This is a genomic window from Fusobacterium sp., assembly GCF_032477075.1.
Classification (GTDB): Bacteria; Fusobacteriota; Fusobacteriia; order Fusobacteriales; family Fusobacteriaceae; genus Fusobacterium_A.
On the sequence record NZ_JAWDXO010000008.1, the window covers coordinates 82,398 to 91,863 of the forward strand.

Here is a 9,466-nt window from a genome sequence, read left to right on the forward strand (position 1 = left end):
GTGTCATCTTAGATATTTATCTCTAAGCTTCAATATATTTTCAGAAAGAATTATCAAAAGTATATTTGCTTTTACATTTAATAACCCTATTGCTGAACCTAATAACATTGGCAGTCCAAAAAAATGAGCCATAATTCCAAGATATACCCCATAAATAGTGTATCTCTTTAAATAACCTATAAAGCCCCTTTTTCTTGAAATATTTTCAGATGCAGCTATGGATTTTATATCAAGACAAAGTAAATAGAATAGAAAAATAGACATCACACTACCTGAAAACATTCCCAGATAGACATATTCACTTTTCACTAATATTCCATATATAAGAATGATAATTGCTGTAACTGCTGCTCTTTTAAAAATTTTTTTTATATCATTCATTCCATCACCTTTTCTACTTTTTCATTATCAGCTTATATGCATTGTAAAAGCCGCTGGCTATACCTATTAAAAGCAATAGAATAAATAATATTGTGCTTTTAAAAAAATATTTCTCAATCATTTTATATATAAATACATAAAGTAGGATATTCCCAGCTATTAAAAAGCCAAGATACCCTAACAATGAGAAATTCTTAATTAATTCTTTAGTTATCCATTTCATGAATGATTCTCCATCTATACTGTATAATTTTATAATGTTTATCATTTTTAGTCAATGCTTTATTTCTATTCTGGAAATAAATTGTCATTTATTTATCATTTTGATATTATCTTTTTACCAAATAGACATTTCGTCTCCCTGCAATCTTATCATTTATCATAATTCTAATTAACTTTAGCCCAGATGCCTTTATTGAATCTTCAATTTCTTTTTCTGTAAATATCATTTTACTATAACTTTCAGTTACTTTATCAAAAGCTCCTTTAGCATTCTTTACAAAATATGTAGCATCAATATAGTCTATTCCATCTTCTATTTCATGTTCCCATATACAAGTCAAATCTTTTCTGTTATCAACAAAAATATCATTTGGAAACATCATATTCATAAAATCTCTGTCTACTACATCAAAAATATATACCCCTTCATTTTTTAAAGAATTTTTTACACTTATAAAATGACTTGTAAGCTCTTCAGTAGATAAGATATGATTTACTGTATCAAAAAGAGCTACCATTATATCATATTGAAATCCTGTATTAAAATCTACCATATCTCCAAGAAATAATCTGACTTCTCTGTGCTTCAGCTTTCTATCTGCTATCTTGAGCATTCCTTCAGATAGGTCTAATCCATGACAATTATAATTCTTTGTCATTCTTAAAAGAAGTTCTCCAGTTCCACACCCAATATCCAACAAATCTTTTCCATTGGGTTTTCCCTCTGCTATAAGACTCTCTACCACCTTTTCCCATGCTCCATAATCTGAATATTCCATAAATTTATCATAAATTTTTGAAAAATATTTATACATAATATATTCACCTTGTTTAAGCCAATTCTTTTTTTACTATTTCAGCAATTTCATTAACTACTTTTTCCACCACAGACATCTCTTTTCCCTCTACCATTACTCTTACTAATGGTTCAGTTCCAGATGTTCTTACCAATACTCTTCCCAGTCCTTCCATCTCTTTTTCTTTCACAGCTATAAAATCTGTTATATTTTTATTTTGGTTCCAGATATTTTTCTTTTTATTATCTACAGTTACATTTATAAGCTTTTGAGGCCAATCCTTTATATCTTTTATCATTTCATCAATATATTTGTTTTCATCTCTCAGTGCTTCAACCAACTTTAGTGACGTGAGTATTCCATCTCCTGTAGTTGCATGTTCTAAAAGTATAATATGACCTGATTGTTCTCCTCCAATAGCTGCTTCACTTGCTATCATTTTTTCAAGCACATATCTATCTCCTACATTTGCTCTCAATAGTTCTATTCCATTTTCTTTCAAATAATTTTCAAGTCCCATATTGCTCATTACTGTTGTAACTACTTTATTTCCTTTTAAATCTCCTTTTTTCTTCATAAGAAGAGCTAAAACAGCTATTATTTTATCTCCATCAACTATGTTCCCATTTCTATCAACAGCCATAAGTCTATCAGCATCTCCATCATATGCAAGTCCAAGATCCGCTTCATAGCCAATTACTACTTTTGCAAGTATTTCTGGATGTGTTGAACCACATTTTACATTGATATTTCTTCCATTAGGTGCATCATTTATTACTACAACCTCTGCTCCCAATGCTAAAAATACATCCCTTGCTATTCTATAAGCTGATCCATTAGCTGTATCAACTATTATTTTCATTCCAGAAAAATCACCTTTTACACATGAAAGAAGATGATCTCTGTATAAAAAATATTCATCTTCAGCATATTTGAACCTTCCTACTTCATCTCCTGCTATGGCATTTTTAGTTATTTCAACATAATTATCCATCAATCTTTCAATTTCTGCTTCTGTTTCATCAGGGAGTTTATATCCATTTGAACCAAATACTTTAAGTCCATTATCTTTTGCTGGATTATGAGAAGCTGATATCATTATTCCTGCATCTGCTCCCTTAGTTTTAGTTATATGGGCTACTGCTGGTGTAGATATAACCCCTACAAAGTCTATATCTACTCCCATAGAATTCAATCCTGCTGTAAGAGCTGATCTTAACATATATCCTGACCTTCTCGTATCACTTCCCATTATAACTTTTATTTTTCCATTACTTTTTTTCTGCTTAAGATAATATCCCAGTGCATAACCTAATCTGAGTGCTATATCTACTGTAAGATCTCTGTTTGCTTCTCCTCTGATACCGTCTGTTCCAAAATATTTTCTCATAATTCATTACCTCTTCTTAAATTTAATTTTTCTCCAATAAAACCTGTTATAATTCCTGCCACTACACCTATAGCCAAAAAGCCCCATACAAACATCATTATAGATTTTGAATATAGGGTGATATTTCTAAAAATAAGAAAATATACAACTATAAGTTGAATCAGATTGTGAAGAAAGGCAGAAAGAGAACTGATTGCTAAAAGAGAAAGGTATTTCCTAAATTTATAAAGCCCAACCATAAACAAAGTAGTTGCCCCTCCAGCTGATAAACTTATTATAAAACCTGGGGTGAAAAGAGTTCCTAACATTAGAGCCTGAATAAGGATTCTAAGCAATACAACCTCAATCGCAAGCTTAGAATCAAATTTTTCAAGAGCTATTAATACAGCTATATTAGATAATCCTATTTTCATCCAAGGAAAAGGTTTTGGAATAAAGTTTTCTGCCAGAGAAAGATACAATGCAAGCAAAACTAATGCTGTTAAATATATCTCTCGTCTGTTTTCCTTCATTCCTATACCCTTAACACTGCTTTCATTCCAAGTTTATCACTATATCTTTCTAAGATTGGTTTTACCTCTACATTTATAAACTCCTCTGTCTGTTCAGGGGCAAAACCTATAAAGTTCTTAGGAGATAAAATTTTCAGCAGTCTATCTTTATCTAAGTTAAAGTATTTATCATTTAATATTCTTTCTATAAGATCATTTTCTTTACCTTCTATTTTTACCATTTTTCCCGCTTCCATAGAATGAACTCTTATTCTTTCATGAAGTTCTTGCCTATCTCCACCATTTTTTACACATTCCATTATGATATACTCTGTAGACATAAAAGGAAGTTCAGACGTTAAATGCTTCTCTATTATTTTTGGATAAACTACTAATCCATCAAGAACATTTTTCCAAATTATCAATATAGCATCTATTGCAAGAAAAGCCTGTGGTAATGATAATCTCTTATTGGCTGAATCATCAAGAGTTCTTTCAAACCATTGAGTTGCTGCTGTCATAGCTGTACTTTGCTGAAGAGCTATTACAAATTTTGCAAGAGAAGATATTCTTTCACTTCTCATAGGATTTCTTTTATAAGCCATAGCTGATGACCCAATCTGACTCTTCTCAAATGGTTCTTCAACTTCTTTCAAATGCTGTAAAAGTCTTAAATCATTTGTAAACTTATGGGCTGACTGAGCTATATTTGCAAGAAGATTCATAATTTCTGAATCAACTTTCCTATCATAAGTCTGTCCAGTAACAAGGAATCTTTTATCAAATCCCATTTTCTCTGTTATTTTTTCATCCAAAGCTTTTACTTTAGAAAAATCATCATTAAACAATTCTTTAAAACTTGCCTGTGTTCCAGTAGTTCCTTTAACACCTCTAAATCTTAAAGTTTTTTCTCTGAATTCAAGTTCTTCCAAGTCAAGAAGAAGACTCTGAAGCCATAGAGTAGCTCTTTTTCCTACAGTAGTCAACTGAGCTGCCTGAAAATGAGTAAATCCTAACGTTGGAAGTTCCTTATATTCCATTGCAAATTTTGACATTTCAGATATTACATTTATAAGTTTAGTTTTAACTATATCCAATCCATCTTTTATCTGAATAAGATCTGTATTATCTCCAACAAAAGCACTTGTAGCACCAAGATGAATTATAGGCATTGCCTTTGGTGCCTGTGTTCCAAATGTATGTACATGTGCCATTACATCATGTCTAAATTCAGATTCTTTTTTTGCTGCAAGTTCATAATCAATATTATAAATATTAGCTTTCATTTCTGCTATCTGTTCATCAGTTATATGAAGACCTAATTCTTTTTCAGATTCAGCTAAGGCTATCCACAGTTTTCTCCAAGTAGAGAATTTTTTATCAGGTGAAAAATTCTCAAGCATCTCCTTTGAACTATATCTTTCTGCTAAAGGGTTTGAATAAATATTCATATTCATTTTTTATTTACCATCCTTTTTAGTATTTATAGATTTTTATTGTCATTTTGATAATGTAAAACTATTTTATTCTATGATCAATTTTTGACCATTATATAAGCTGTTTCCCCTGTATCAGTATAATAGTTTTTTCTAGTAGCTATCAGTTCAAAACCGCTTTTCTTGTAAAATTCTATAGCTCCCTTATTATTTTCTCTAACTTCAAGCATTATAGGTATCTGAGCAAGAGAAAAGATGTATTTTATCATTTTTTCCCCTATACCTTTTCTTCTATATTCTTTATTTACTGCTATTTTCATTATTTCCCATACATCAATAGTATCATAAAGTATTATATATCCTGCCACTTTTTCTTCAATTTTTGTGATAAAAAATCTATACCTTTCTATCTCTTTCATTTCTTCTAATTGCTTCATAGAAAAAGCTGTATTAGCAAATATCTCTTTTTCTATCTCTGCTATTTCTAAAAGATTTTTTTTATCAATTAATTCTTCTACCAATTTTTACTCCTATTTTAAAAGCTTTATTCTGTTCAAAGGCCAGAATCTTATAAAGGCTTCTCCTTTTATTCTGTCTTCACTTACAAATCCCCACATTCTTGAATCATAACTTCCATTAGTATTATCTCCAAGAGCAAGGTAATAATCTTTTTCAGATATTAAAGCTACATTTTCACCTTTAAGTATTCTGTTTACATATTTAGATTCATGTATAAGGTCCAGAAGCATTCCTGTTTTTTCACCATTTACTCTAAATTCAAGATCTGGCAATATTTCTCCCACTGCCCCTGGATTATCTACAAGATATTTCTGTACTTCCCCAACATTAATCATATTTTCTCTAAATAATTTCCCATAATCTTTTCCAGGAATTATTTCTATAGTATCCCCTTTTTTAGGGACTATCCATTTTTCATTTCCTATTTCTCCAATATTAGTATATTCTCTTGTAGTTATTTCTTTATCATTCACATAAAGATGATTATTTTTTATATTTACAGTTTCTCCTGGAAGCCCCATTACTCTCTTTGTATAAAGAACTTTATTTTGAATAGGTTCTCTAAAAACTATAATTTCTTCTCTTTGAGGTTTTCTGAATTTATAAATAAGCATGTTTCCAAAAAGTCTATCCTTCGGCATTATAGTTGGTATCATTGAACCTGTAGGCACAAGAAAATTTCCAAGATAAAATTTTTGTATTATAAGTACTAAGATAAGGGCTGTCCCTATTGTTTCTACCAAGTTTATAGTTGTTCTTATACCCTTGCTTAAAACTTTTCCTTTTATATTAAGTACCATGATTACCTTGTCAGCAAATTTGTCCCTATATATTTTTATAGTATCTGTTAAAGCTTTTTCTTTAACAAATATATATACAAATATTGCTGTAAGGATTACATAGAATATACTGTTCAGTATTACTTTGCTCTTTTCCATCTACAATCACTCCAATTTTGATTTTTCCCCAATACAATCATTTTATCACAAATTTTAAAAAAAAAATACCCAAATAACGAAAAAAGCCAAGGATAAAATCCTTGACTTCCATTATTATTTTCTGATTTCTTTGATTCTAGCTTTTTTACCAGAAAGCCCTCTAAGGTAATAAAGTTTAGATCTTCTAACTCTACCAATTTTTAATACTTCAATCTTGTCAATCATTGGAGAGTTCATTGGAATTATTCTTTCTATTCCTATTCCAGCAGTTACTTTTCTAACTGTGAAAGTTTTTGCAATTCCTCCACCATTTACTCTGATAACCACACCTTCAAATAACTGAACTCTTTCTTTGTTTCCTTCTTTTACTTTGTAGTATACTGCAATAGTATCTCCAGCTTTAAATGAAGGGATGTCAGTTCTTAAGTAGTTTTGTTCTACTAATTGAATCAATTTTTCTTTCATTATTTCTCCTCCTTGAGATATTCATTTAATTATTTTTATTAAAGCGGAATATCCATTTTAACTTAGATAGTTTATCATATTAACAGAATAATGTCAATTCAAATTCTGTTTTTTTAAAAATATATTAATAATTATTTCATAAAAAATTTATGTTTATTAAAAATATTTTTAACAACACAGAACAATTCTTTAAACTTAAAAAGTAAATCATATATGTATTCTTTTTTATTTTTTTTGTAGTTTTAGAATTTTTTTTATGTTAAAATTACTACTATCTAACAATTATAAAACATGGAGGTGTAGTATGAAAGAATTTAAAAGTAATCCTTTGGTTATTTTAAAGAATATTTTCTTTGCTGTTTGTGGTGGATTTGTATTAGCAATAATAGCAAATTTCTTCCTTTCACCAACTATTTCTAAAGTACTTGGAGTTGTAGCTTTTCTTGGGGGAACATATTTTGCAGTAGTTCTTGATAATATAAGAGTTGTTATAAATGGTGATAACCTTATTTTTTATCGTGGAAAAAAAGAAACTCATAGATTTATAATCAGTGAATGTTCCTTTCATTCCCTTATTCGTTCTAGCAGTGGAGACAGTTCATGTGATCTCACTATAAAGACTCATGAAAATGACTATGGTACAACAATTGACTGCAGCATGCTGGGAAGTGGACGTTATCTGCAACTATTAGATGCTCTTGGATTTAATGATCAAGAGCCTGTGAATATATCAACAACAAAGAAAAACAAATAAAAAAAATTGTTATTTGTTAATATTACTTTACTAATAAATTTATAGGGGTGGTTTTTATGGAAAGTAGTTTCAGTATATTTTGGAATGGTCCTGGAAGATATATAGCTATAATATGTATTGCTTATATTTTAATTGGTCTTCCATTGACAATGTTATACTTGAAAAGAAATAAAATGAAGGCAAAATCTCATTTAGAAAAAAATCCAGATTCAGCTAAAATGATGATAAATACTCGTCTTGCATTTGGAAGTCTTTCAGATGCTTTAATAATTATATATATTAATAATGAAGCTCCTGTTCATTTTTATGAAAAAAGGAAATTAGGATACTTTCTTCAGCCAGGAAAAAATATTATTGAAGCTGAAGCTTCATGGACAAGAAAAGGACTAATGAAAACTACTACAACTACTACTGGTCCAATAAAAATAGAAGTTGAGGCAGAAGCAAAAAAAACTTATATATTAAAATATAATATAGAGGAAAATAATTTTATTTTTGAAGAATTTATAAAAGAAGAAGAATAAAAAAAATTGGTGAGGCATATGTTTATATATGATGAAAGAAAAATAAATAATTATAAAGTATTATGTTTTTTAGTAATCTTAACTATTGGAATAATCTTTATCACTTTGTTTTTATTTCCATTGCATTCAGGTAAAATAGGATTGATTTGGAATAAAATAATTCTGCCATGTGAGTTAGCATTATTTCCTGTAATATTTATTTGTTTTAAATTATATAATTTTTTACAACAGGAAAAAGAAAAAAATGGAAAAATATCTTTCAATCAAAAAATCATAACTCTGCTTGGTTTTATATGCTGCATTCCTTGGTGTACAATGATTCTTGCTCAGAAAGAAGATCCTATATATGCTATACAAGATTTTGTGAGTGGTCCTGTTACAGAAATTCTTTCATTTAGCTCAATACATTACCAAGAGAATTATAATCATTTAGTATGTACTCAACCATATTTTTATTTATGGCTTTTAAAAACTGATTCTTCTGCAAATCTTATCATGCTGAAATTAGAAAAAAGAAAATCTATTATGATTGAACAACTATGTAATAATTTAGTTATAGATAATATTGCATGGAATACTGAAAAAATAATGAGCTCTTATAATGATGGAGAATCTGTATCTATTCATGCCACTAAACTGGATATTAAAAATATTCCTGATTTTAAAGTAACATATTATCCTAAAAGCATGATATTGGTATCTATAAATTATGATTAAATAAAAAGCTGACTAAAAATAAAATTATATTATTAGTCAGCTTTTTTTATTTATTTTTTATTAAATACTACAGGTGCTTTTCTTACAGGAGGTTTTGGTTTTATTTTCATATATCCTAATGTAAGAGGGCAAATTACTTGAAAATTTTCTGGTACTCTATATTTTTCTTTAAATTCTTTTGTGTTGAGCATATATTCCCCAAACCCTATCCAACAACTTCCTATTCCCATTTCATAAGCCCCAAGCATTATATTTCCTGCTACAAGGGAGCAATCATAAACATTCCAATGAGAATCAGTGTTTCCATATATTATTACCAAAGTTCCAGTATCATAAAAAACATTATAGTTTGGATTTTCAACCCAATTTTTATATTTTTTCAAATATGGGAATGTATCAAAATTTTCAATAAGATGCTTTTTTATCTCATTTGATAATCTTTTTATTTCTTCTTTATCCTGTATAACAACAAAACCCCAAGGTTCCATAGCAGAACCTGTGGCTGCTTTTGTTCCTAACTCTAAAAGCTCATTTATTATTTTTTCATCTATTTGTTTATCTTTGTATGAACGGATACTTCTTCTTTCATTAATACAAGAGATTATACTCATTATTAATCCTCCTCTATAATATTTTTTATATTATATCACATGAGAAATTGGTAATTTACTATACTTCTATTGTATGAAGTCTTTAAATTATATTTTTACTATAATAAAATTTTCCAAAAAATAAAAAATGGCGCTTCCTAATGGACTTGAACCATTGACACTGCGGTTAACAGCCGCATGCTCTACCGACTGAGCTAAGGAAGCACTCATTTGAGCTTGGC

At 29.0% G+C, this 9,466-nt stretch carries 13 protein-coding genes and 1 tRNA gene; 3 read left to right on the forward strand and 11 right to left on the reverse strand.

Annotation, left to right across the window (positions count from 1 at the left end; all coding sequences use genetic code 11):
• Nucleotides 1-3 precede the first annotated feature (3 nt).
• The 9 genes from E6771_RS05380 to rplS form a co-directional block, all read right to left on the reverse strand.
• Nucleotides 4-381, reverse strand: a complete 378-nt coding sequence (locus tag E6771_RS05380; protein WP_316090122.1) for an ATPase — start codon at nt 379-381, stop codon at nt 4-6.
• 13 nt (nt 382-394) lie between these two features.
• Nucleotides 395-649, reverse strand: coding sequence for an AtpZ/AtpI family protein (locus E6771_RS16045; RefSeq protein WP_410054666.1), 255 nt, complete (start codon nt 647-649; stop codon nt 395-397).
• 61 nt (nt 650-710) lie between these two features.
• Nucleotides 711-1,418: a class I SAM-dependent methyltransferase gene (locus E6771_RS05385; RefSeq protein WP_316090123.1), complete on the reverse strand. Its 708-nt coding sequence runs from the start codon at nt 1,416-1,418 to the stop codon at nt 711-713.
• A gap of 16 nt (nt 1,419-1,434) precedes the next feature.
• On the reverse strand, nt 1,435-2,790 hold the full coding sequence (gene glmM / locus E6771_RS05390; protein WP_316090124.1) for a phosphoglucosamine mutase: 1,356 nt from the start codon (nt 2,788-2,790) through the stop codon (nt 1,435-1,437).
• Nucleotides 2,787-3,302: a Gx transporter family protein gene (locus E6771_RS05395; protein ID WP_410054667.1), complete on the reverse strand. Its 516-nt coding sequence runs from the start codon at nt 3,300-3,302 to the stop codon at nt 2,787-2,789. Before E6771_RS05395 ends, glmM begins: the two co-directional genes overlap by 4 nt.
• Before the next feature lie 2 nt (nt 3,303-3,304).
• On the reverse strand, nt 3,305-4,738 hold the full coding sequence (gene purB / locus E6771_RS05400; RefSeq protein WP_316090125.1) for an adenylosuccinate lyase: 1,434 nt from the start codon (nt 4,736-4,738) through the stop codon (nt 3,305-3,307).
• A gap of 77 nt (nt 4,739-4,815) precedes the next feature.
• A complete protein-coding gene (gene rimI, locus E6771_RS05405; protein ID WP_316090126.1) occupies nt 4,816-5,238 on the reverse strand; it encodes a ribosomal protein S18-alanine N-acetyltransferase in 423 nt (140 codons plus the stop codon).
• Between the two features lie 9 nt (nt 5,239-5,247).
• Nucleotides 5,248-6,174 carry a signal peptidase I gene (gene lepB / locus E6771_RS05410; protein ID WP_316090127.1) on the reverse strand — a complete coding sequence of 309 codons (927 nt, stop codon included), beginning with the start codon at nt 6,172-6,174 and terminating at the stop codon, nt 5,248-5,250.
• Nucleotides 6,175-6,288: 114 nt separating this feature from the next.
• Nucleotides 6,289-6,639, reverse strand: coding sequence for a 50S ribosomal protein L19 (gene rplS / locus E6771_RS05415; protein WP_316090128.1), 351 nt, complete (start codon nt 6,637-6,639; stop codon nt 6,289-6,291).
• Between the two features lie 304 nt (nt 6,640-6,943).
• Here rplS and E6771_RS05420 point away from each other — a divergent pair, with 304 nt between their 5' ends.
• Genes E6771_RS05420 through E6771_RS05430 form a run of 3 tightly spaced genes read left to right on the forward strand, consistent with a single transcriptional unit; the run spans nt 6,944 to nt 8,634 of the window.
• Nucleotides 6,944-7,393 carry a hypothetical protein gene (locus E6771_RS05420; protein WP_316090130.1) on the forward strand — a complete coding sequence of 150 codons (450 nt, stop codon included), beginning with the start codon at nt 6,944-6,946 and terminating at the stop codon, nt 7,391-7,393.
• A 56-nt stretch (nt 7,394-7,449) separates the two neighbouring features.
• Nucleotides 7,450-7,917 carry a hypothetical protein gene (locus tag E6771_RS05425; protein ID WP_316090131.1) on the forward strand — a complete coding sequence of 156 codons (468 nt, stop codon included), beginning with the start codon at nt 7,450-7,452 and terminating at the stop codon, nt 7,915-7,917.
• Between the two features lie 18 nt (nt 7,918-7,935).
• A complete protein-coding gene (locus E6771_RS05430) occupies nt 7,936-8,634 on the forward strand; it encodes a hypothetical protein (RefSeq protein ID WP_316090132.1) in 699 nt (232 codons plus the stop codon).
• 50 nt (nt 8,635-8,684) lie between these two features.
• On the opposite strand, the gene E6771_RS05435 is transcribed toward E6771_RS05430, so the two are convergent.
• Nucleotides 8,685-9,245 carry a nitroreductase family protein gene (locus tag E6771_RS05435; protein ID WP_316090133.1) on the reverse strand — a complete coding sequence of 187 codons (561 nt, stop codon included), beginning with the start codon at nt 9,243-9,245 and terminating at the stop codon, nt 8,685-8,687.
• A 128-nt stretch (nt 9,246-9,373) separates the two neighbouring features.
• A tRNA-Asn gene (locus E6771_RS05440) sits at nt 9,374-9,449 on the reverse strand.
• Nucleotides 9,450-9,466 lie beyond the last annotated feature (17 nt).

Bases quoted from the DNA above. Each gene is read 5' to 3' on its own strand.
- glmM (WP_316090124.1), bottom strand. From the start codon at position 2,790: ATGAGAAAATATTTTGGAACAGACGGTATCAGAGGAGAAGCAAACAGA.
- lepB (WP_316090127.1), bottom strand. From the start codon at position 6,174: ATGGAAAAGAGCAAAGTAATACTGAACAGTATATTCTATGTAATCCTT.
- E6771_RS05435 (WP_316090133.1), bottom strand. From the start codon at position 9,245: ATGAGTATAATCTCTTGTATTAATGAAAGAAGAAGTATCCGTTCATAC.
- rplS (WP_316090128.1), bottom strand. From the start codon at position 6,639: ATGAAAGAAAAATTGATTCAATTAGTAGAACAAAACTACTTAAGAACT.
- E6771_RS16045 (WP_410054666.1), bottom strand. From the start codon at position 649: ATGATAAACATTATAAAATTATACAGTATAGATGGAGAATCATTCATG.
- purB (WP_316090125.1), bottom strand. From the start codon at position 4,738: ATGAATATGAATATTTATTCAAACCCTTTAGCAGAAAGATATAGTTCA.
- E6771_RS05395 (WP_410054667.1), bottom strand. From the start codon at position 3,302: ATGAAGGAAAACAGACGAGAGATATATTTAACAGCATTAGTTTTGCTT.
- E6771_RS05420 (WP_316090130.1), top strand. From the start codon at position 6,944: ATGAAAGAATTTAAAAGTAATCCTTTGGTTATTTTAAAGAATATTTTC.
- E6771_RS05380 (WP_316090122.1), bottom strand. From the start codon at position 381: ATGAATGATATAAAAAAAATTTTTAAAAGAGCAGCAGTTACAGCAATT.
- E6771_RS05425 (WP_316090131.1), top strand. From the start codon at position 7,450: ATGGAAAGTAGTTTCAGTATATTTTGGAATGGTCCTGGAAGATATATA.
- E6771_RS05385 (WP_316090123.1), bottom strand. From the start codon at position 1,418: ATGTATAAATATTTTTCAAAAATTTATGATAAATTTATGGAATATTCA.
- E6771_RS05430 (WP_316090132.1), top strand. From the start codon at position 7,936: ATGTTTATATATGATGAAAGAAAAATAAATAATTATAAAGTATTATGT.